Source organism: Geothrix fermentans DSM 14018 (genome assembly GCF_000428885.1).
Taxonomy (GTDB): Bacteria; Acidobacteriota; Holophagae; order Holophagales; family Holophagaceae; genus Geothrix; species Geothrix fermentans.
The window spans coordinates 459,711-480,949 of the sequence record NZ_KE386810.1; the positions used below are offsets into that span (position 1 = coordinate 459,711).

A 21,239-nucleotide genomic window follows, 5' to 3' on the forward strand; every position below is an offset into this window, starting at 1 on the left:
ACCGGGACGGCCGCCGACCGGGCGCCCCTGTGAATTTCAGATGCCCCGGGTGACTTTTTCGTTCCTTGACCAACAGATCCCTTTTATTGCGATGCCCCCCGTGGCTATTCTTTGGGGAACACGGAGGAACTTCTCATGCGCTCAAGGCATTTCGCCGGCTCATCCCTTGTCGCCTTGCTCGTCGCGGCGGCCCCCATCATGGCCCAGGGTGTCTCCACCCAGCTGGGCGGGCGTGTCCTGGACAACGCCGGTGCCGGCGTCGCCGGTGCCACGGTGGTCATCCGGAACACCGAGACCGGGCTCACCCGCACCCTGCTGACCAGCAGCGAGGGCCGCTACCTCGCCACGCTGCTGCCGGTCGGCCCCTACACCGTCAGCGTCACCAAGAGCGGCTACCAGACTGCCAGCAACGTCAAGGTGAACCTGAACCTGGGCGACGCCGCGCCCCTGACCATCAAGCTGGCCCCCGAGACCGGCGCGACGGTGGAAGTGGTCGCCGCCGCCGCCGTGGTGGATTCCGAGCGCGCCAGCGCCGCCGCCATCGTCTCCCCCGACAACCTCACCAACCTGCCCGTCTTCAACCGCAACTTCACCAACCTCGCCACCCTGACCCCCCAGGTGGTGGTGGACAGCAACCGCGGCAACCTCGCCATCGCCGGCCAGCGCGGCGTGAACACCTCCATCAATATCGACGGCGGCGACAACAACGAGCCCTTCTTCGGTGGCGCCACCGGCGCGGCTGAGGGCAAGACCCCCTTCACCATCTCCATCGAAGCCATCCGCGAGTACCAGGTCATCACCGACGGCGCCAGCGCCGAGTTCGGCCGCATGGGCGGCGGCTACGTGAACGCCATCACGAAGAACGGCACCAACGACCTGAGCGGCAGCCTCTTCTACTACCTGCGCCCCCGCTCCTGGGTGGAGGCCGGCCCGACCCTGCGCCAGCCCAACGGCAGCACCACCACCAACCCCGTGGGCAACTTCCAGCAGGAGCAGTTCGGCTTCAGCGTGGGCGGCCCCATCCTCAAGGAAAAGCTGTTCTACTTCGTGGCCTACGACGCCCAGCGCCGGAAGGAGCCCATCCACCAGGTCTGGGGTGGAAACACCCCCGTGACCCTCGATCCCGCCGCCAATCCCAACGATGCGGTGCTCCTCGCCAAGGCCGGCGACTACTCCGCCAAGGCCGATTCGGACGTCTACTTCGTCCGCTTCGACTGGAACCCCACCATCGATCACAGCCTCCAGTTCCGCATCAACCACTCCAAGTTCAAGGGTGTCACCGGCGCCAGCACCATGGCCGCCTCCGAGAACCTGGCTTCGGATGACGTGACCACGGACGCCTACGTCCTGCAGTGGAACTGGGTGATCAACGCGAACTGGATGAACGAGTTCCGGGTCAGCCACACCAAGGACGACATGCCCCGGTCGACCTACTCGAAGACCCCCGAGGTCAGCATCACCAACGTGGGCTACTACGGCGCCTATCCCTTCGACCGCACCTACAACACCAAGCGCACCCAGTTCCAGGAGAACATCAGCTACGTGACCCCCACCTTCCAGGTGAAGGCGGGCCTGGACTACAACGACATCAACGTGTCGGAGTTCTTCGCCGGCAACTGGCAGGGCGTCTACCAGTTCAGCTCCCTGGCGAACTTCCGCCTGGGCAACTGGTCCTACTACCGCCAGAACTTCGGCCTGAACAGCCCCGTCCAGCAGGCTGGCCTCTTCGACACCAGCTACAAGCAGATGGCCGCCTTCGTCCAGACCGAGTGGCGCATCGCCGACACCTTCAAGCTCGGCGTGGGCGTGCGCTGGGACCGCCAGGAGAACCCGGACTACCCGATCCTGGACATGAGCAATCCCCTGGCCAATCCCATGCCGATCACGGCCAAGATCCCCTCGGACAGCCAGTTCTCGCCCCGCGTCTCCTTCACCTGGACCCCGGCCTTCGACCAGGGCAAGACCGTGATCCGCGGCAGCGTCGGCCGCTACGTGAGCACCACGCCCGCCGTGTTCTTCTACCAGGCCTATGCCGCCAACGGCGTCCGCACGGGCTCCAAGGACTTCCAGCCCGCCGAGGCCGCCACCTACGGCATCCCCCGCGGCACCGCCTTCAACGCCGCCAACCCCTTCTGGCTGGCCTCCATGCCTGCCGGGGTCACCCTCTCCGGGTTCAACATCTGGACCTTCAACCCGGACTTCAAGAACCCCTACACCGACCGTGTGAACCTCGGCGCCGAGCGGCCCTTCTTCAGCGACCTGGTGCTGGGCCTGTCCGCCACCTACGCCAAGGGCAAGCAGCTGGAGCGCACCGCCGACGTGAATCTGGGCACCCCCACCATGGGCGCCTACGGCCGTCTGCTCTACCCCGCCCGGCCCAACACCGCCTACGGCACCATGGGGATGTACTTCTCCGATGCCACCAGCATCTACCACGCCTACACGGCCAGCCTGAAGTACCACAAGGACGGCAGCCCCTTCGACGCCCAGCTGTTCTACACCTACTCCATCAACAAGGACAGCGACTCCAACGAGCGCAACTACTCCGGCATCAGCATCCAGGATGCCGGCAACCTGGGCGCCCAGTGGGGCTACGCCGACACGGACCGCCGCGAGGTCCTGACCGGCTACTTCAGCTTCCTGGACAAGCAGGTGACGGGCATCCTCACCTCCGTCTCCATCCGCTACCAGACCGGCACGCCGTACACGCTCACCTACACCAAGGACATGAACGGCGACGGCAACTCCAGCAACGACCGGTTCTTCGCGAACGGGGTGGACTACGGGCGCAACACGTACCGCGCCGGCTCCCAGCTCTTCATGGACCTGGGCCTGCGCCGGGACATCGAGTTCACCCGCCGGCTGAAGATGACCCTCTCCATGGACGTGTTCAACGTCCTGAACCGCCAGGACACCTACCTGTCCACGCGGATCAACTCCGCCAGCACCGATGCCGTCCCGCAGCTCCAGCTGCAGCAGAACTGGGCCGGTTCCGCCCGCCAGATCCAGGTGGGCGCGCGCTTCTCCTTCTAGCCCCACCGGCACCACGTAAGGGCGGCGCTCCGGCGCCGCCCTTTTTCGCTAGGCTGGAAGCATGAAGATCTTGGCGCTGGGCGATGTGGTGGGGGAACCGGGGCGGCGGCTGGTGGAGGCCTTTGTGCCCGAGCTGCGCCGGGAGACCGGGGCCGACCTGGTGGTGGTGAACGGCGAGAATGCCGCCCACGGCCACGGCATCACCGACACCATCGCCCGGGAGTGGTTCGACCGCTTCGGCGTGGATGTCATCACCACGGGCAACCACGCCTTCGACGTGAAGGGCATCGACAGCTATTTCCGCCAGGAGCCCCGGCTCCTCCGCCCCGCGAACCACCCGCCGGACACGCCGGGCAACGGCTGGGTGAAGCTCCACACGCCCTCCGGGGCCGAGGTGCTCATCATCAACCTCATGGGCCGGGTGCACATGCCCGCCTGCGACTGCCCCTTCCGCTGCGTGGACGGCATCCTCCAGAAGGAGCGGGCGGACCTGGTCATCGTGGATATGCATGCCGAGGCCACCAGCGAGGCCCAGGCCATGGGCTACCACCTGGAGGGCCGGGCCGCCGCCGTGCTGGGCACCCACACCCACGTGCCCACCCTGGACGCCAAGGTCCTGTCCGGCGGCACGGCCTACGTGACCGACATCGGCATGACCGGCCCCTACGACGGCGTCATCGGCATGAAGAAGGAGGCCAGCATCGGCCGCTTCCTCAGGGTCCAGCGCCCCAAGTACGAAGTGGCCGAGGCCGACCTCCAGCTCCATGCCGTGCTCGTCACCACCGAGGGCCGCAAGGCAACCGGCATCGAGCGGATCCTGAGAAAACTGTAAGAACACTCGCAGAGAAAAGAGGAGACAGCGGAGGGGCGCAGAGGAAGCGAATCAGCCCCTCGTCTCTGCGCACCTCCCCTTCCTCGTCCTTTCTCAGCGAGTGTCTTGAAGGCCCTTGGCCCCAACCCGACTCAGTCCTCCAGCTTCGGGAAGAGCCAGCCCGCCAGGGCCGCGCCGATGAGCGGGGCCACCCAGAAGAGCCAGAGCTGGCCCAGGGCCCAGCCACCCACGAAGAGGGCCGGCCCCGTGCTGCGGGCGGGATTCACCGAGGTGTTGGTGACCGGGATGCTGATGAGGTGGATGAGGGTGAGGCAGAGGCCGATGGCGATGGGGGCGAAGCCCGGCACCGCCTTCCGGGCGGTGCTGCCCAGGATCACCATGAGGAAGAAGAAGGTCATCACCACTTCGGTCAGGAAGGCCGAGCCCAGCCCGTACTTGCCGGGGGAGTGGTCCGCGTAGCCGTTGGCGGCGAAACCGCCGATGGGCGAGCCGTTGCCCGTGACGATGACGTAGAGGATCAGGGAGGCGACCACGGCGCCCAGCACCTGGGCCAGCCAGTAGCCCGCCACCTCCTTGTAGGGGAAGCGCCCGCCCACGGCCAGGCCCAGGGTCACCGCCGGGTTCAGATGGCAGCCGGAGATGGGGCCGATGGCGAAGGCCATGGTCAGCACCGTGAGGCCGAAGGCCACGGCGACGCCGTGAAGGCCGATGCCCACCCCCGGGAAGGCCGCCGCCAGGACCGCGCTTCCGCATCCTCCCAGCACCAGCCAGAGGGTTCCGAAGAATTCCGCAACAAGCCGTTTGTTCACAGAGCCTCCCTTGGGAAGAAACGGACGATGACTGGAAGTTCGGGGCCAGTCTAGCCGCCTTCGGGGAGGATTCAAGCGGGGTCAGGACAGGCGCTCCCAGCCCTCCAGGTAGAGGTTGAAGGCCGGATCGCCTTCGGCCTTCTGCTGGACGAGGGCGCGGATCTGGGCCTCCTCGGCCTCCATCTGCTCGGGCGTCAGGTGGCCCGAGAGGGTCATGGCCCGAAGCCACACCAGGAAGGTCGTGAGGGCATCGAACTGGTTGTAGCGGACGATGCCGGCGATGTCCCCCGTTCGCCAGAGGTCGATGACGCTCTTGCCGTCGGTGCCCAGCTTGCCCGGGATGCCGCAGGCGGTGGCCAGCTCGTGCAGCGTGGACGAGGCCTTGCCCCAGCTCCCGGTCACCTCCCGCAGGTCGATGTGCTGGTTGCCGTAGCGGTCGAAGAAATCGCCCGGGGCCCACTTCTCCGCGCTGCGGCCCAGGCCCGGGATGGACAGGCGGTGGACCATGCCCCGCTGCACCAGGATGGGCAGGTCCGCGTCCCGGGAGTTGAAGCCCACCAGCTGCGGCTTCTTGTCCCCCAGGGCCACCAGGAAGCGGCGCAGCAGGTCATCCTCCGCCAGGGGCTCCGGTCCCTCCGGCAGCGCGAAGAGCTTGTGCTGGACCTCGCCGTGCCGCACCGTGCGGATCACCGCCGCGATGGACACCACGCGGCAGAGGATGGTCTTGAGGTAGGGCCGGGGATCCGCCTCCGTGGCGCCCCCGTAGGCCCACAGGCGCTCCGTCGCCTCCTCGTCGGGCATCTCCCGCGGCAGGTCCAGCACCCGCCGCCCGGTGGCGGGATCCGGCACCCACTCGGCGTCGAAGGCGAAGATCTGGTGGTGGGGGGGACGCAGCATCGTTCGACTCCTGAAAACCACACTCGCCGAGATCACCAAGGAAACAGAGAAGAGATGAGAAAGGCGAGAACGCGTTTTCCTCTGCGAACCTCTGTTTCCTCAGCAGTCTCTGCGAGTGTATTTGCTTCCGACCGCTAACGGTCGATGGCCCACTTGCCCCCGCCCCCCACGGCGCAGGCCAGGCCCACGAGCAGGCGGAAGAGGGCGGGCAGGTTCGACAGGGGACCCGCGCCGTGCATCCAGCCGTGCACCAGGGGCCAGCCCAGGACAGCCACAAGGATGCCGCCCGCCAGGGCCACCCAGACGCCGAGGAGGATCAGGGCGCCGCAGACCAGCTCGCCGAGGGCCAGCCCCCAGGTGGAGGCCTGGGCGAAGGTGATGGCCCCGTGGGCGCGGCGGAGGATCTCGAAGCCGTGCAGGACGGCCATGCCGCCCACGGCGAGGCGCAGCAGGAAGAGGGCCCAGTCGATCCGGGTTTTGGAGGCGGCCATGAATGCTCCGGGAAGCCATCATTGTAGGCTGGAACCCTTCCCAGGACCGCCATGCGCCCCACCCTCGCCTTCGACGCCGACGACACCCTCTGGCACAACGAGAACCACTACGCGGAGACCCAGGAGGCCTTCCGCGCCCTGCTGCGCCCCTTCCACGACGACGCCTGGATCGACGCCCGCCTCCACGAGACGGAGATGCGGAACCTGAGCCGCTACGGGTATGGCATCAAGGGCTTCACCCTCTCCATGATCGAGACGGCGCTGGAGCTGACCGAGGACCGCCTCGACGGGTCGGGCCTCCGGAAAGTGCTGGAGCTGGGTCAGGCCATGCTCGACAAACCCGTGGAGCCCCTTCCTGGCGTGGCCGAGGTCCTGGCGGGGGTGGCCGGGACCTATGACCTGATGCTCATTACCAAGGGCGACCTCTTCGACCAGGAGGCGAAGCTGGCGAAATCGGGCCTCGGCGGCCACTTCTCGAAGATCGAGATCGTCTCCGAGAAGGACGAGGCCACCTATGCCGCCCTCCTCCAGCGCCACGGCATCCAGCCCGGGGCCTTCACCATGGTGGGCAACTCCGTGAAGTCGGACATCCTGCCCGTGCTGGCCCTGGGCGGCCGCGCGGTGCACATCCCCTACCACCTGACCTGGGCCCACGAGGTGGTCGCCAGCCCTCTGGAATCCCCCTTCCCCGTGCTCGGGTCCATCCGCGACCTGCCGGCCCTGCTGGCGGGCTGGTGACCCCGTCCTCCGCTATGCTTGGAGGAAAGGAGAATCCCAGATGAGCATCCAGAACATCGGCGTCATCGGCGCGGGCCAGATGGGCAACGGCATCGCCCATGTCTTCGCCCAGGCGGGCTTCAGCGTCCTGATGCAGGACATCAGCGAGGCCTTCGCCGCCAAGGGCGTGGCCACCATCGACAAGAACCTCCAGCGCGGGGTGGACAAGGGCAAGATGACGGCCGACGAGAAGGCCGCCGTCCTGGGCCGCATCCGCACCACCACCAAGCTCGAGGACCTGGCCGGCTGCGACATCGTCATCGAGGCCGCCACCGAGAAGTGGGAGGTCAAGAAGCAGATCTTCGAGACCCTGGACAAGCTCTGCAAGCCCGGCGCCATCCTGGCCTCCAACACCAGCAGCATCTCCATCACCAAGCTGGCCGCGGTCACCAAGCGCCCCGAGGCCTTCATCGGCATGCACTTCATGAACCCCGTGCCCGTCATGCAGCTCATCGAGGTCATCCGGGGCCTAGCCACCAGCGACGCCACCTTCGGGGCCGTCATGGAACTCTCGAAGAAGCTGGGCAAGACCCCCATCCACTGCAACGACTTCCCCGGGTTCGTGAGCAACCGCGTGCTGCTGCCCATGATCAACGAGGCCATCTACGCCCTCTACGAAGGCGTGGCCAGCGTCGAGAGCATCGACGGGATCATGAAGCTGGGCATGAACCATCCCATGGGGCCGCTCACCCTGGCGGACTTCATCGGCCTGGACACCTGCCTCTTCATCCTCAACGTGCTGCATGAGGGTCTGGGCGACCCCAAGTACCGCCCCTGCCCCCTGCTCATCAAGTACGTGGACGCCGGCTGGCTCGGCAAGAAGAGCGGTCGCGGCTTCTACGACTACAGCAAGGCCTGAACCCATTCTGGGGACGGGCCTCAGGGCCCGTTTCCAGGTAAGATGACCGTTTGGATTCCAAGAAGAGGTGATGTGATGGCTACGGCGAAAGTCCGCGAGATCCTGTCCTGGTACAGCTCCGAGAACCCCGGCGTGAAAGCCAACCTGGCCAGGATGATGAACACGGGGCGCCTCGCCGGCACCGGCAAGTTCGTGATCCTGCCCGTGGACCAGGGTTTCGAGCACGGTCCCGCCCGCAGCTTCGCGCCGAACCCCGCCGGGTACGACCCCCGCTACCACGTGGAGCTGGCCATCGAGGCCGGCTGCAACGCCTACGCCGCCCCCCTGGGCTTCATCGAGCACGTGGCCTCGGACTACGCCGGTGACATCCCCCTCATCCTCAAGCTCAACAACAGCGACATCCTCAGCAAGGGCCACGAGCCCTGCAGCGCCATCACCGGCAGCGTGGAAGACGCCCTCCGCCTGGGCTGCGCCGCCATCGGCTACACCATCTACCCCGGCAGCGGCGACCGCAACCTCCAGTACGAGAGCCTGCGCGAGCTGATCCTCGAGGCCAAGGCCGTGGGCCTGCCCACGGTCGTGTGGTCCTACCCCCGCGGCGCGGGCCTGACCAAGGAGGGCGAGACCGCTGTGGACGTGGCCGGCTACGCCGCCCAGATCGCGGCCCAGCTCGGGGCCCACATCATCAAGGTGAAGCCCCCCAAGAAGCACCTCGAGGTGAAGGAGGCCGCTGCCGCCTTCGAGAAGAACGGCATCGCCATCGAGACCCTGGCCGATCGCGTGAAGGAAGTGGTCCGCAGCGCCTTCGGCGGCCGCCGAATCGTCATCTTCAGCGGCGGCGAGGCCAAGGGCACCGAGGAGGTGCTGAAGGAAGTGGCTGAGCTGGCCAAGGGCGGCGCCTCCGGCAGCATCATGGGCCGCAACGCCTTCCAGCGGCCGAAGAAGGATGCGATCAAGCTCCTGCATGACGTGATGGACATCTTCAAGCAGGCTTGATCGGGGCTCGGAACGCTGCGCGTTCCGAGTGTGGAAGAGCGGCGCGAAAGCGCCGCTCTTCTGTTTTGCCCTTCTCTCTTTTCCATACTCGGAATGCGAAGCATTCCGAGCCGCCCCGGGGTTACTTGGGCGGATGCTCCAGGAACGTCAGGCCGGCGCTCTTTTCGGCCGTGGTACGCCGCTGCCAGTCATTCTCGAAGAGGATGGCAGGGTTGCCCTCCGCATCCTCCACCAGCTCTCCCCAGAACTTGCTGGGCTCGGGCCAGCCGCCCTCGATCCAGCGGGCCATCTGGAAGCCGCGGGATTCCAGCAGCACCGGACAGGCGTACTCGTCTTTGAGGCGGTGCTGGAGCACCTCGAACTGCAGGCGGCCGATGGCACCCAGGATGGGCAGGGGCGCGCCGCCCTTGGGCCAGAAGACCTGCACCACGCCCTCCTCAGCGATCTGGTTCAGCCCCTTCAGGAAGCCCTTGCGGGCGCCGGGATCCGCCAGGCGCACGGAGGCGAACTGCTCCGGCGAGAAGCGGGGCACCGCGTGGAACTCGATGGGACCGGCGGCGCTCAGCACGTCGCCGATGCGGAAGAGGCCGGGGTTGATGAGGCCCAGGATGTCGCCAGGATAGGCCTCGTCCACGATCTGCCTCTCTCGACCGAAGAACATGTGGGGGTAGTTCAGCTTGATGGATTTCTTCTCGCGCACGTGCAGGGCGTCCATGCCCCGGTCGAACTTCCCGGACACGATGCGGGCGAAGGCCACGCGATCCCGGTGGGCCTTGTTCATGTTGGCCTGCACCTTGAACACGAAGGCCGTGAAGGGCTGCTCCGGTTCCACCTCGCCGCCGTTCATGAGGGGTCTCGGGCCCGGCGCGGGCGCCAGTTCCAGGAACTCCTCCAGGAACTCCGCCACGCCGAAGTTGTTCACGGCGGAGCCGAAGAACATGGGCGACTGCTCGCCGCGGAGGAAGGCCTCCCGGTCGAAGGCGGGCAGGACATGATCCATGAGATCCACGTCGTCCTTGAGCTGCTGCAGCTCGGCAGGGGTCAGCAGGGCGGCGATCTCGGGGTCGTCCAGCCCGCCTTTCCCAGCGACCCGGGCCTTCTGGCCGGCCTTGGCCCGCTCGAAGACCTGGATCTGACCCGTGGCGCGGACGTAGACGCCCTTGAAGTCCGTGCCGGACCCGATGGGCCAGGTCATGGGCACGGCGTGGAGGCCGAACAGCTCTTCCACTTCGTCGATGAGCTCCACGGGCTCCCGGCCCGGGCGATCCAGCTTGTTCACGAAGGTGAAGATGGGGAGCTTCCGCTCATTGGCCACACGGAAGAGCTTCTTCGTCTGCTCCTCCACGCCCTTGGCGCAGTCCAGGAGCATCACCACGGCATCCGCGGCCGTGAGGGCCCGGTAGGTGTCCTCGCTGAAGTCCTGGTGACCCGGCGTGTCCAGCAGGTTGATGGCCCGGCCGTGGTACTCGAACTGCATGGCCGCAGAGGTGACGCTGATGCCGCGCTCCTGCTCGATGCTCATCCAGTCCGAATGGGCCGCGGCGCCGCCTTCGCGGGCCTTCACGCTGCCCGCGCGGTCGATGGCGCCGCCGTAGAGCAGCAGCTTCTCCGTCAGCGTGGTCTTGCCGGCATCGGGGTGCGAAATGATGGCGAAGGTGCGCCGCCGCTGGATCTCTTCGGAGAGGGACATGGGCTTCCGGACATAGAAAGGCGCGGCGATTGCCGCGCCTTCCCATTCTATACGCTTTTCCCAGCTCCAAAGGGCGCGGATGCGCCCTTTGGAGCCATGAACGGCTACTTGGTGATGCCCACCTGCTTCAACATCCACGCCGTCTCGAAGGCCTTGTCCTTCAGGGCGTCATAGCGCCCGGAAGCGCCGCCATGCCCTGCGGGGTCCATCTTGATCTTCAGCAGCAGCGGGTTGGCGTCGGTCTTGAGGGTGCGGAGCTTGGCCACGTACTTGGCGGGCTCCCAGTACATCACCTGGCTGTCGTTGAAGCTGGTGGTGACGAGGATGGCGGGATAGGCCTTCTTCGCCAGGTTGTCATAGGGGCTGTAGGTTCGCATGTAGTCGAAAGCGACCTTTTCGTTGGGGTTACCCCATTCGAGATACTCGCCCACGGTCAGCGGGAGACTGGCGTCCAGCATGGTGTTCATGACGTCCACGAAGGGCACGGCGCTGTGGACGGCCTTGAAGAGGTCGGGCCTCATGTTCGTGACCGCGCCCATGAGCAGGCCGCCGGCGCTGCCGCCCTCGATGACCAGCCGGTCCTTGCTGGTCCACTTCTCCTTCACTAGGAACTCGGCAGAGTCGATGAAGTCGGTGAAGGTGTTCATCTTCTTCATGAGCATGCCGTCGTCGTGCCAGGGCTCGCCCATCTCGTTGCCGCCGCGGATGTGGGCGATGGCGTAGACCATGCCCCGGTCCAGGAGGCTGAGCCGGGGGATGGAGAAGGCGGCGGGCATGCCGAAGCCATAGGAGCCGTAGGCGTAGAGGAAGAGGGGCGCGGTGCCGTCGAGCTTCGTACCCTTCCGGTAGACCACGGAGAGCGGCACCTTCACGCCGTCCCGGGCCGTGGCCCAGAGGCGCTCGGTGGCGTACTGGGACTTGTCGTAGCCGCCCAGGACTTCGGTCTCTTTCAGGAGCGTCTGCTTCCCGGTGGCCATGTCGCAGTCGTAGACGCTCGGGGGCGTGACCATGGACTGGTAGGCGAAGCGGAAGGCCGTGGCGGTGTACTCGGGCGTGCCGCCGGGGAAGGCCGCGTACACCCGCTCCGGGAAGGCCACATCCTTCCAGGCGCCGGTCTTGAGATCCTGGATGCGGAAGCGGTCCAGGCCCTCATGCTTTTCGGCCACCACGAGGAAGTCGCGGAAGGGCTCGATCCCCTCCAGCAGCACATCCGCCCGGTGGGGAATGAAGGTCTTCCAGTGCTTGGGGTCCGGCGTGGCCACCGGGGCAGTGACCAGGCGGAAGTTCCGGGCTCCCTTGTTGGTGCGGATGTAGAAGGTGCCCTCGCGGTGCTCCACGTCGTACTTGTGGCCCTTCTCCCGGGCCAGGAGGACCTTGAAGGCGCCCGTGGGCTTGGACGCGGAGAGGTACCGGGTCTCCCAGGTGTCCGTGGACTGGCTATCCACCAGCAGGTACTTGCGGTCCTTCGTCCGCTCCACGCCGATGCGGTACAGCTCGTCCTTCTCCTCGTAGACCAGCTCGGGTTTCCCCCCGTCCAAGTCGAGGCGCCAAAGCTGGTTGGAGCGCTTGGTGACGCCATCCTCGGTCACGAAGAAGAGGTGTCGGGAGTCGGCGGCCCAGGTGAAGGAGGTCACCCGCTCGGCGAGCGGGCCCGTCACCTTGCCCGAGGCCAGGTCCTTCGTGAAGAGCTTGAACTGGCGGAAGCCCGTCACATCGGTGCTGAACAGCAGGGTGCAGTCGTCGTCGCTCACGGCCATGCCGCCCAGGCCCAGGAACTTCAGGCCCTTGGCCAGCTCGTTCTGATCCAGCAGCACCTCCTCGGCAGCCTTCTCATCGTAGACTCCGCCCTTCCCGGCCTTCCGCCGGCACTGGATGGGGTACTGCTTCCCCTCTTCGGTCCGGGCGTAGTAGTAGAAGGCGCCGCGGCGGACGGGGACACTGAGATCCGTCTGCTTGATGCGGCCCAGCATCTCCTTGTAGAGCGCCTCGGAGAAGGGTTTGAGGTCTGCGGTCATGGCCTCGGTGTAGGCGTTCTCGGCGTTCAGGTAGGCCACCACGTCGGGGTTGGCCTTCTCCCGCAGCCAGAACCAGGGATCCTCGACCTTCTCGCCATGCCAGACGCTGGTGTGGGCCTTCTGGGGCGCGACGGGCGGCTTGGGGGCAGGATCGGCGGCCATGAGGGTTCCGTAGGCAAGCAGGGTAGCGGAAATATGAAATAATCGGCGCATCGGTTGAACCTCACGAAACAAGGTATCACACAGGAAGGGGCCCCGGGGGGCCCCTTCCATCATTCGTCCGCCCTTGGGCGGTCGGTCCTACTTGTTGTCCGCGACGGGGATGCGCATCCCGTAGAAGGAGCGCCACACGAAGATGGCCGAGACCACGAAGAAGATCAGGGCGGCGACATGGGCCGTGGCGGGGTTGAGGGTGATGGCCAGCTCCACGGCCAGGAGGCCGAAGAGGGTGGTGAACTTGATGACCGGGTTCATGGCCACCGAAGAGGTGTCCTTGAAGGGATCGCCCACGGTGTCACCCACGACGCAGGCGTCGTGGAGCTCGGTGCCCTTGGCCTTCAGCTCGGTCTCCACCAGCTTCTTGGCGTTGTCCCAGGCGCCGCCGGCGTTGGCCATGAAGATGGCCTGGTAGAGGCCGAAGACGGCGATGGAAATCAGGTAGCCGATGAAGAAGTAGTGGTTCACGCAGGCGAAGGCCAGCGTGGAGAAGAACACCGCCAGGAAGATGTTGAACATCCCCTTCTGGGCGTACTGGGTGCAGATCTCCACGACCTTCTTGGAGTCCTCCACCGAGGCCTTCTCGGCGCCGGCGTCCAGGTTGATGTTCTGCTTGATGAACTCCACCGCGCGGTAGGCGCCCGTGGCGACAGCCTGGCAGGCGGCGCCGGAGAACCAGAAGATGACCGCGCCGCCGGTGATGATGCCCAGCAGGAAGAGCGGGTTCAGCAGGGAGAGGCCCTCCTGGACCGCCATCTGGCCCGGGATCGAGGGGAGCACGGAGCCGTACTTCGCGGAGAGCACCTGGATGATGGAGAAGATCAGGGTGGTGGCGCCCACGACGGCGGTACCGATGAGCACGGGCTTGGCGGTGGCCTTGAAGGTGTTGCCGGCGCCGTCGTTCTCCTCGAGGAACATCTTGGCTTCCTCGAAGTCGGGCTTGAAGCCGAAGTCCTTCTGGATCTCCGCCTCGATGCCGGGAAGGTTCTCGATGGTGGAGAGCTCGTAGACGGACTGGGCGTTGTCGGTCACGGGACCGTAGGAGTCCACGGCGATGGTGACGGGCCCCATGCCCAGGAAGCCGAAGGCCACGAGGCCGAAGGCGAAGATGGCGGGGGCGGCCATGAAGGCGCCCAGACCGAAGGTGGACACATAGTAGGCCGCGCCCATGAGGAGCACGATCGTGAGGCCCATCCAGTAGGCGGAGAAGTAGCCGGCCACCAGGCCGCCGATGATGTTGAGGGAGGCGCCGCCCTCCTTGGAGGCCGTGACGACTTCCCTCACGTGGCCGGAGTTGGTGGAGGTGAAGGCCTTCACCAGCTCAGGGATCAGCGCGCCGGCCAGGGTGCCGCAGGTGATGATGGTCGAGAGCTTCCACCACATGCCCCCGCCGAGGAGGCCATCGGGAAGATGGCTGATGAGCAGGTAGGAAAGGACATAGGTCATCACGATCGACAGGATCGAGGTGAGCCAGACGAGGGAGGTCAGGGGGTGCTCGAAGTTGAACTTCTTGGACTCGCCATACATGGCCTTGGCGACGATGCCGTTGATCCAGTAGGAGACCGCGGAGGTCACGATCATGCCCACGCGCATGACGAAGATCCACACCAGCAGCGCCACCTGGATGGCCTGGTAGCTGGGGCCGGCGGTGACGGGATTGACGGCGAGCAGGATGAAGGTGACGAGCGCGACGCCGGTGACGCCGTAGGTCTCGAAGCCGTCCGCCGTGGGGCCCACGGAGTCGCCCGCGTTGTCGCCCGTGCAGTCGGCGATGACGCCGGGGTTGCGGGCATCGTCTTCCTTGATCTTGAAGACGATCTTCATGAGGTCGGAGCCGATGTCGGCGATCTTGGTGAAGATGCCGCCCGCGATGCGGAGGGCGGCGGCGCCGAGGGACTCGCCGATGGCGAAGCCGATGAAGCACGGGCCGGCCGCATCACCCGGGATGAACAGCAGGATGGCCAGCATGAGGAACAGTTCCACCGAGATGAGCAGCATGCCGATGGACATGCCGGCCTTCAGGGGGATCGCCATGGTGGGGAAGGGCTTGCCGCCAAGGCTGGCGAAGGCCGTGCGGGAGTTGGCGAAGGTGTTGATGCGGATGCCGAACCAGGCCACCGCCACCGAGCCGAGGATGCCGACGATGGAGAACAGGAGGACCACGACCACCTGCGCCCAGCTCATGGCCGGATGGGCCAGGAACCGGAAGTAGGCCACCATGATCACTGCGATGAAGGACCAGAGGATCGCGATGAACTTGACCTGGGTCAGCAGGTAGGTCTTGCAGGTCTCATAGATCAGCTCGGAGATCTCGAGCATGGACTTGTGGACCGGGAGGTTGCGGATCTGGGCGTACTGCACCAGGCCGAACCCGATGCCCAGCAGGCAGATGACGAGGCCGATGAGCAGCAGGTTGTGGCCCGTCATGCCCATGAAGCTGCCCTCCAGGGCGGGAATCTTCAGCTCCGCCTCGCCGCCCGCGAAGGCCGGCGTGGAGAGCAGAAGGGCGACGAGCGCCGTCATCCCCCCCTTGAAGAGTCTGGCTGGCGCCAGAGAGTCAAGGAGACGTTTCATCGTCACCATGGTTGTTCCTCCAGTTGGGTTAAGGAGAGGGAGACTGAATGGGCGTGGCTGGGAAAGGGACGGATCAGGGCGGCCTGCGCGGAAGCGGCACGAGCCCCCACCCGGGGGCGTTCCACCAAAGATCATGTCTAGATCGGGCTTGATTTTAACGGACGCCGCCTTGCAACCGCAAGGCTTCAGGCCACGTTCCGGGCCAAGGTTCCAGCGGGATGGGGCCGAAGATGCATATTGTCACAGCTTGTCTTGGGCCAGCATTAAGGCTTGGGGATCGCCGGACGACCGCAGATAATCGGGTCAGTTATGGCCCTGTCATTGAAAGCGGGCCCCGCCGCACGCCGCGGGTGCTCCGATCCACCTCCCCGTTTTTCAAAGGAGTCCCTCTATGTCCGTTGCTGAACAGAGCATCGCGGGCGCGGAAGCACGCGGCCACGGTTTCCTGGCTTCGTCGGTCGGCCGGAAGGTCGTCATGGCGGCCACCGGCGTCATCCTATTCGGATTCGTCACCGTCCACATGCTGGGGAACCTGACGTCCTACATGGGCGCCGAGGCGATGAACCACTACGCCCAGTTCCTGCGCACCATGGTCCACGGCATGGGCATCTGGGTGTTCCGGGCCGTGCTCCTCACCGCGGTCGGCCTCCACATCTGGGCCGCCACGACGCTCACCCTGGACAACATGGCCGCCCGCCCCGTCGGCTACCGGAACCAGCAGAACGTCGCCTCGACCTGGGCCTCCCGGACCATGCGCTGGAGCGGCGTCATCCTGGCCGCCTTCATCATCTACCACCTGCTCCACCTCACCACCGGCACGGTCCATCCCAACTTCGACCACGCCAACCCCTATGCCAACTTCGTGAACGGCTTCAAGGTCCCCGCGGCCGCCGGCTTCTACATCGTGGCCCAGCTCTGCCTCGGGCTGCACATGTGGCACGGCGTGTGGAGCTGCACCCAGAGCTTCGGCCTGGCCCATCCCCGCTACAACAGCCTGCGGCGCAACTTCGCCACGGGTCTGACCGTCCTCGTGGTGGGCGTGAACATCTCCTATCCCATCGCCGTCCTGACCGGCTTCATCCACTGATCCCAGGGAGCGCTCCATGGAACTCAAGTCCAAAATCCCAGACGGCCCGATCGACAAGAAGTGGGAAAAGCACAAATTCGATCTCAAGCTCGTGAATCCCGCCAACAAGCGGAAGTACAAGGTCCTCGTGGTGGGCTCCGGCCTGGCCGGCGGCGCCGCCGCGGCCTCCATGGCCGAGCTCGGCTATGAAGTCGAGTGCTTCTGCTACCAGGACAGCCCCCGCCGGGCCCACTCCATCGCGGCCCAGGGCGGCATCAACGCCGCCAAGAACTACCAGAACGATGGCGACAGCGTGTACCGCCTGTTCTACGACACGGTCAAGGGCGGTGACTTCCGCGCCCGCGAAGCCAACGTGCACCGCCTGGCCGAGGTCAGCAACAACATCATCGACCAGTGCGTGGCCCAGGGCGTGCCCTTCGCCCGGGAATACGGCGGCCTGCTGGACAACCGCTCCTTCGGCGGCGCCCAGGTCAGCCGCACGTTCTACGCCCGCGGCCAGACCGGCCAGCAGCTGCTCATCGGCGCCTACCAGGCCCTGGAGCGCCAGATCGGCCTGGGCAAGGTGAAGATGTTCCCCCGCCACGAGATGCTGGAAGTGATCGTGGTGGACGGCGTGGCCAAGGGCATCGTCGTGCGCGACATGGTGACCGGCGAGGTCACCTCCCACGTGGCGGACGCGGTCTGCCTCGCCACGGGCGGCTACGGCAACGTGTTCTACCTCTCCACCAACGCCAAGGGCTGCAATGGCACCGCCGTCTGGCGCGCCTACAAGAAGGGGGCCGCCTTCGCGAACCCCTGCTTCACGCAGATCCACCCCACCTGCATCCCCGTCACCGGCGACCACCAGAGCAAGCTCACGCTCATGTCCGAGTCGCTGCGCAACGACGGCCGTATCTGGGTGCCCAAGCGCAAGGAGGATTGCGGCAAGCCCGCCTCCGAGATCCCCGAGGAGGATCGCGACTACTACCTCGAGCGCAAGTACCCCTCCTACGGCAACCTGGCCCCCCGCGACGTCTCCAGCCGCGCCGCCAAGCAGGTCTGCGACGAAGGCCGCGGCGTCGGGCCCACCCGCCTGGGCGTCTACCTCGACTTCAGCGACGCCATCAACCGGCTGGGCGCCGCCAAGATCGAGGAGAAGTACGGCAACCTCTTCGAGATGTATGAGCGCATCACGGACGAGAACCCCTACAAGACGCCCATGCGCATCTTCCCGGCCAGCCACTACACCATGGGCGGCCTGTGGGTGGACTACAACCTCATGAGCACCATCCCCGGCCTCTTCGTGCTGGGCGAGGCCAACTTCTCCGATCACGGCGCCAACCGCCTGGGCGCCTCGGCGCTCATGCAGGGCCTGGCGGACGGCTACTTCGTGATCCCCTACACCATCGGCGGCTACCTGGCGGGCATCAAGCCCGGCACCCGCATCAAGGCCGACGATCCGGCGGTGAAGGCCGCCGAGCAGGCCGTCAACGACCGAACGGACAAGCTCATGTCCATTGGCGGCAAGGAGACCCCCACCCACTTCCACCGGGAGCTGGGCAAGGTCATGTGGGAGATGTGTGGCATGGGCCGTAACGAGGCCGGCCTCAAGAAGGCCCTGGAGCTCATCCCGCAGATCCGCGAAGAGTTCTGGAAGAACCTCCGCATCCCCGGAAGCGGAAACGACCTGAACCAGTCCCTCGAGGCGGCCGGCCGCGTGGCCGACTTCCTGGAGATCGGCGAGCTGATGTGCCTGGACGCCCTCGAGCGCCGCGAGTCCTGCGGCGGCCATTTCCGCGAGGAGTGGCAGACCGAGGAAGGCGAGGCCCTCCGCGACGACGAGAACTTCGCCCATGTGGCCGCCTGGGAATACAAGGGCGAAGGCCAGGCTCCGGTGCGCCACACCGAGCAGCTGACCTTCGAGAACGTCCACCTCGCGACCCGCAGCTACAAGTGAGGATCTGAGCCATGTCCAAGCACTTCAATCTCACCCTTCACGTGTGGCGGCAGAAGAACGCCAAGTGCGACGGCAAGTTCGTCGAATACCCCGCCGAGAACATCAGCCCCGATATGTCCTTCCTGGAGATGCTCGACGTCGTGAACGAAGGCCTCATCCGCAAGGGCGAGGAGCCCATCGCCTTCGACCACGACTGCCGCGAGGGCATCTGCGGCACCTGCAGCATGGTGATCAACGGACGCCCCCATGGCCCCCGCGAGCGCACCACCACCTGCCAGCTGCACATGCGCAGCTTCAAGGACGGGGACAGCATCACCCTCGAACCCTGGCGCGCGGAAGCCTTCCCCGTCATCAAGGACCTGATGGTGGATCGCGGCGCCTTCGACCGCATCATCGCGGCCGGCGGCTTCATCAGCGTGCCCACGGGCTCGCCCCAGGACGCCAATGCCCTGCCCATCCCCAAGGAGAGCGCTGACCTCTCCATGGATGCGGCGGCCTGCATCGGCTGCGGCGCCTGCGTGGCCGCCTGCCCCAACGCCAGCGCCATGCTCTTCGTCTCCGCGAAGATCAGCCACCTGGGTCACCTGCCCCAGGGTCAGCCCGAGCGCTACCTCCGCGTCCGCGACATGATCGCCCAGATGGACGCCGAGGAGTTCGGCACCTGCACCAACCACGGCGAGTGCGAAGCCGCCTGCCCCAAGGGCATCAAGATGGAGAACATCGCGCGCATGAATCGCGACTTCATCAAGGCCAGCCTCACCTACCGTCCTGCCACTACCAGCGGCGGTGGCGCGGGCTGAGCCCAGCCCCACCCAGGAGAAGCGCCCGGCACCCGCCGGGCGCTTCTTTTTCGTGCCCGGTCCCGGGCTACTTCCTGTCCTTGTCGTCCGAGAGGGCGTCCTTCACCGGATCCGTGAGCTCGCGGCTGGCCTTCTTGAACTCCTGGATCCCCTTCCCCAGGCTCTTGCCCAGCTCCGGGAGCCTGGACGGTCCGAAGAAGATCAGGAGCGCGAGGCCGATCAGCAGGATTTCCATCGGTCCTAGGTTTCCCATGGCAACCTCCAGTGGATCAGGGATGCGACAGATGCGGCCTTGGCCACGCCAGCGGCCAGATGCGGGGGTCCATGCAACCCGGCCTGCCAGGATGGCCCCGGAAGACGTTAAGAAAGCGTTAGGAAAACTCCTAACGGAACCTTAACGCTCCTCCTGGCCATGCTGGGGGGCCGGCCGTCCGGCGGCCCGATGGAGTCCCGATGAATCCCGCCCTTCTCATCGCCCTGATGCTGGCCCTGGGTCTGGCGGGCTACCTCGCCGTGGCCCTCCTGATGCCCGAGAGGTTCCAATGAACACCGCCTGGCTCCAGGCGCTGGCCTACCTCGGCCTGCTGCTGATCCTGTCCGCACCCCTTGGCACTTACATCGGCCGGATCCTGGAAGGAGAGCGGACCATCCTCCATCCAGCACTGGCGCCGGTGGAGCGGGCCCTCCTCCGGCTGATGGGCGTCCAGGGCGAGGAGATGGAGTGGAAGGCCTACACCGGAGCCATCCTGCTGTTCAATCTGCTTGGAGGGCTGGCCGTGTTCGCCCTTCTGAAAGGCCAGGGCCATCTTCCCCTGAATCCCGGCCACATGGGGGGACTGCCGACGGACCTGGCGTTCAACACGGCCGTCAGCTTCACCACCAACACCAACTGGCAGACCTACGGCGGGGAAACGACGATGAGCCACCTGAGCCAGATGCTCGGGCTGGCCGTGCAGAACTTCCTGTCGGCGGCCACCGCGATCGCGGTCCTGGCCGCCCTCGTCCGGGGCTTCGCCCGGCGGGAATCGAAGGGACTCGGGAACGCCTGGGTGGACCTGGTCCGGAGCACCCTCTACATCCTCCTGCCTTTGTCCTTCATCTTCGCCCTGGCACTCGTCTCCCAAGGGGTGGTTCAGACCTTCGCGGGCGCCGTCCACACGGCCTCGGGCCAGGGGATCGCCCTGGGCCCGGTGGCCTCCCAGGTCGCCATCAAGATGCTGGGCACCAACGGGGGCGGCTTCTTCAACGCCAATGCCGCGCATCCCTTCGAGAACCCCACGCCCCTGAGCAGCTTCCTCCAGATGCTGGCGATCCTCCTCATCCCCGCGGCCCTCTGCCACGCCTTCGGCCGGATGGTGCGCGACCGCCGCCAGGGCTGGGCCCTCCTGGCGGCCATGACGCTTCTGTTCGTGGGCGCGCTGGCCACGACGGCTTCGGCCGAGTCCAGACCGAACCCGCAGCTGGCCCAGATCGGCGTCGCACAGCCCGCCGGGAACATGGAGGGCAAGGAGGTCCGGTTCGGCGTACCTGGCACCGCCCTGTTCGCCACGGCCACCACCGCAGCCTCCTGCGGGGCCGTGAACAGCACGCACGACTCGCTCTCGCCCCTGGGCGGCCTGGTGCCCCTCTGGCTGATCCAGCTGGGGGAGGTGGTGTTCGGCGGCGTGGGCTCGGGACTCTACGGCATGCTGCTCTTCGCCCTGGTCGGGGTGTTCATCAGCGGCCTCATGGTGGGCCGGACCCCGGAATATCTGGGCAAGAAGATCGAGGCCTTCGAGATGAAGATGGTCTCCATCGCCATCCTGCTGCCTCCGGCCGTGGTGTTGGTGGGCACGGCCCTGGGCGTGCTCCTCCCCGCCGCCCTGCCGTCCGTCTCGAACCCGGGTCCCCACGGCTTCACCGAGGTGCTCTACGCCTTCAGCAGCGCGGCCAACAACAACGGCAGCGCCTTCGCCGGACTGAACGCCAACACCCCCTTCTACAACTGGACCCTGGCCTTCGCCATGCTGGTGGGCCGCTACGGGACCATCCTCCCGGTCCTCGCCCTGGCCGGCTCCCTGGCCAGGAAGAAGATCACCCCCGAAGGCCCCGGAACCCTCCCCACCCACACGCCGCTCTTCGTGGCGACCCTGATGGGCGTGGTGCTCCTGGTGGGGGCCCTGACGTTTCTTCCAAGCCTGGCCCTCGGCCCCATCGCCGAGCAGCTGAGCCTCCGATGAGGACCGCC

17 protein-coding genes are annotated in these 21,239 nt (G+C 66.3%); 10 read left to right on the top strand and 7 right to left on the bottom strand.

The window, feature by feature from the left end; translation table 11 throughout:
- The first annotated feature begins 135 nt into the window (after window positions 1-135).
- Window positions 136-3,033 (top strand): TonB-dependent receptor, encoded by a 2,898-nt coding sequence (locus G398_RS0112605; RefSeq protein WP_084512609.1) that lies wholly within the window; start codon window positions 136-138, stop codon window positions 3,031-3,033.
- A 61-nt stretch (window positions 3,034-3,094) separates the two neighbouring features.
- A complete protein-coding gene (locus G398_RS0112610; RefSeq protein WP_026853847.1) occupies window positions 3,095-3,865 on the top strand; it encodes a TIGR00282 family metallophosphoesterase in 771 nt (256 codons plus the stop codon).
- 131 nt (window positions 3,866-3,996) lie between these two features.
- Here the strand turns inward: G398_RS0112610 and aqpZ are convergent, their stop codons facing one another.
- From aqpZ to G398_RS0112625, 3 genes are all read right to left on the bottom strand, one after another.
- On the bottom strand, window positions 3,997-4,674 hold the full coding sequence (aqpZ, locus tag G398_RS0112615; RefSeq protein WP_026853848.1) for an aquaporin Z: 678 nt from the start codon (window positions 4,672-4,674) through the stop codon (window positions 3,997-3,999).
- Between the two features lie 81 nt (window positions 4,675-4,755).
- Window positions 4,756-5,571 (bottom strand): 3'-5' exonuclease, encoded by an 816-nt coding sequence (locus G398_RS0112620; RefSeq protein ID WP_026853849.1) that lies wholly within the window; start codon window positions 5,569-5,571, stop codon window positions 4,756-4,758.
- 134 nt (window positions 5,572-5,705) lie between these two features.
- On the bottom strand, window positions 5,706-6,062 hold the full coding sequence (locus G398_RS0112625; protein WP_026853850.1) for a hypothetical protein: 357 nt from the start codon (window positions 6,060-6,062) through the stop codon (window positions 5,706-5,708).
- A 51-nt stretch (window positions 6,063-6,113) separates the two neighbouring features.
- Here G398_RS0112625 and G398_RS0112630 point away from each other — a divergent pair, with 51 nt between their 5' ends.
- The 3 genes from G398_RS0112630 (at window position 6,114) to G398_RS0112640 (ending at window position 8,694) form a co-directional block, all read left to right on the top strand.
- Window positions 6,114-6,800, top strand: a complete 687-nt coding sequence (locus G398_RS0112630; protein WP_026853851.1) for an HAD family hydrolase — start codon at window positions 6,114-6,116, stop codon at window positions 6,798-6,800.
- 40 nt (window positions 6,801-6,840) lie between these two features.
- Complete coding sequence (locus G398_RS0112635) at window positions 6,841-7,698, top strand: 3-hydroxybutyryl-CoA dehydrogenase (RefSeq protein WP_026853852.1); 858 nt, start codon at window positions 6,841-6,843, stop codon at window positions 7,696-7,698.
- Window positions 7,699-7,773: 75 nt separating this feature from the next.
- Complete coding sequence (locus tag G398_RS0112640) at window positions 7,774-8,694, top strand: class I fructose-bisphosphate aldolase (protein WP_084512612.1); 921 nt, start codon at window positions 7,774-7,776, stop codon at window positions 8,692-8,694.
- 121 nt (window positions 8,695-8,815) lie between these two features.
- Here G398_RS0112640 and G398_RS0112645 read toward each other — a convergent pair whose 3' ends face one another.
- The 3 genes from G398_RS0112645 to G398_RS0112655 form a co-directional block, all read right to left on the bottom strand.
- The gene (locus G398_RS0112645) at window positions 8,816-10,384 is read right to left on the bottom strand and encodes a peptide chain release factor 3 (RefSeq protein ID WP_026853854.1); all 1,569 of its coding nucleotides are present in this window, start codon (window positions 10,382-10,384) and stop codon (window positions 8,816-8,818) included.
- Window positions 10,385-10,488: 104 nt separating this feature from the next.
- Window positions 10,489-12,561 (bottom strand): S9 family peptidase, encoded by a 2,073-nt coding sequence (locus G398_RS0112650; protein WP_026853855.1) that lies wholly within the window; start codon window positions 12,559-12,561, stop codon window positions 10,489-10,491.
- A 138-nt stretch (window positions 12,562-12,699) separates the two neighbouring features.
- Window positions 12,700-15,138 (bottom strand): sodium-translocating pyrophosphatase, encoded by a 2,439-nt coding sequence (locus G398_RS0112655; RefSeq protein ID WP_157492415.1) that lies wholly within the window; start codon window positions 15,136-15,138, stop codon window positions 12,700-12,702.
- A gap of 442 nt (window positions 15,139-15,580) precedes the next feature.
- On the opposite strand from G398_RS0112655, the gene G398_RS0112660 reads away from it, so the two are divergent.
- Genes G398_RS0112660 through G398_RS0112670 form a run of 3 tightly spaced genes read left to right on the top strand, consistent with a single transcriptional unit; the run spans window position 15,581 to window position 19,012 of the window.
- On the top strand, window positions 15,581-16,276 hold the full coding sequence (locus G398_RS0112660) for a succinate dehydrogenase cytochrome b subunit (RefSeq protein ID WP_026853857.1): 696 nt from the start codon (window positions 15,581-15,583) through the stop codon (window positions 16,274-16,276).
- Between the two features lie 16 nt (window positions 16,277-16,292).
- Window positions 16,293-18,212 (top strand): fumarate reductase/succinate dehydrogenase flavoprotein subunit, encoded by a 1,920-nt coding sequence (locus tag G398_RS0112665; RefSeq protein WP_026853858.1) that lies wholly within the window; start codon window positions 16,293-16,295, stop codon window positions 18,210-18,212.
- An 11-nt stretch (window positions 18,213-18,223) separates the two neighbouring features.
- Entirely contained in the window at window positions 18,224-19,012 is a 789-nt protein-coding gene (locus G398_RS0112670) for a succinate dehydrogenase/fumarate reductase iron-sulfur subunit (RefSeq protein WP_026853859.1), read from the top strand.
- A 67-nt stretch (window positions 19,013-19,079) separates the two neighbouring features.
- Here G398_RS0112670 and tatA read toward each other — a convergent pair whose 3' ends face one another.
- Complete coding sequence (gene tatA / locus G398_RS0112675; protein WP_026853860.1) at window positions 19,080-19,265, bottom strand: twin-arginine translocase TatA/TatE family subunit; 186 nt, start codon at window positions 19,263-19,265, stop codon at window positions 19,080-19,082.
- A 200-nt stretch (window positions 19,266-19,465) separates the two neighbouring features.
- Here tatA and kdpF point away from each other — a divergent pair, with 200 nt between their 5' ends.
- The gene (gene kdpF / locus G398_RS20480) at window positions 19,466-19,558 is read left to right on the top strand and encodes a K(+)-transporting ATPase subunit F (RefSeq protein WP_084512616.1); all 93 of its coding nucleotides are present in this window, start codon (window positions 19,466-19,468) and stop codon (window positions 19,556-19,558) included.
- On the top strand, window positions 19,555-21,231 hold the full coding sequence (gene kdpA / locus G398_RS0112685; protein ID WP_026853861.1) for a potassium-transporting ATPase subunit KdpA: 1,677 nt from the start codon (window positions 19,555-19,557) through the stop codon (window positions 21,229-21,231). The genes kdpF and kdpA overlap by 4 nt, the downstream gene beginning before the upstream one ends.
- The last annotated feature ends 8 nt before the right edge of the window (window positions 21,232-21,239 follow it).

Bases quoted from the DNA above. Each gene is read 5' to 3' on its own strand.
- G398_RS0112620 (WP_026853849.1), bottom strand. From the start codon at position 5,571: ATGCTGCGTCCCCCCCACCACCAGATCTTCGCCTTCGACGCCGAGTGG.
- G398_RS0112660 (WP_026853857.1), top strand. From the start codon at position 15,581: ATGTCCGTTGCTGAACAGAGCATCGCGGGCGCGGAAGCACGCGGCCAC.
- G398_RS0112645 (WP_026853854.1), bottom strand. From the start codon at position 10,384: ATGTCCCTCTCCGAAGAGATCCAGCGGCGGCGCACCTTCGCCATCATT.
- G398_RS0112635 (WP_026853852.1), top strand. From the start codon at position 6,841: ATGAGCATCCAGAACATCGGCGTCATCGGCGCGGGCCAGATGGGCAAC.
- G398_RS0112650 (WP_026853855.1), bottom strand. From the start codon at position 12,561: ATGGCCGCCGATCCTGCCCCCAAGCCGCCCGTCGCGCCCCAGAAGGCC.
- G398_RS0112625 (WP_026853850.1), bottom strand. From the start codon at position 6,062: ATGGCCGCCTCCAAAACCCGGATCGACTGGGCCCTCTTCCTGCTGCGC.
- G398_RS0112605 (WP_084512609.1), top strand. From the start codon at position 136: ATGCGCTCAAGGCATTTCGCCGGCTCATCCCTTGTCGCCTTGCTCGTC.
- kdpF (WP_084512616.1), top strand. From the start codon at position 19,466: ATGAATCCCGCCCTTCTCATCGCCCTGATGCTGGCCCTGGGTCTGGCG.
- G398_RS0112665 (WP_026853858.1), top strand. From the start codon at position 16,293: ATGGAACTCAAGTCCAAAATCCCAGACGGCCCGATCGACAAGAAGTGG.
- G398_RS0112610 (WP_026853847.1), top strand. From the start codon at position 3,095: ATGAAGATCTTGGCGCTGGGCGATGTGGTGGGGGAACCGGGGCGGCGG.
- G398_RS0112670 (WP_026853859.1), top strand. From the start codon at position 18,224: ATGTCCAAGCACTTCAATCTCACCCTTCACGTGTGGCGGCAGAAGAAC.
- G398_RS0112630 (WP_026853851.1), top strand. From the start codon at position 6,114: ATGCGCCCCACCCTCGCCTTCGACGCCGACGACACCCTCTGGCACAAC.
- kdpA (WP_026853861.1), top strand. From the start codon at position 19,555: ATGAACACCGCCTGGCTCCAGGCGCTGGCCTACCTCGGCCTGCTGCTG.
- G398_RS0112655 (WP_157492415.1), bottom strand. From the start codon at position 15,138: ATGACGGCGCTCGTCGCCCTTCTGCTCTCCACGCCGGCCTTCGCGGGC.
- G398_RS0112640 (WP_084512612.1), top strand. From the start codon at position 7,774: ATGGCTACGGCGAAAGTCCGCGAGATCCTGTCCTGGTACAGCTCCGAG.
- tatA (WP_026853860.1), bottom strand. From the start codon at position 19,265: ATGGGAAACCTAGGACCGATGGAAATCCTGCTGATCGGCCTCGCGCTC.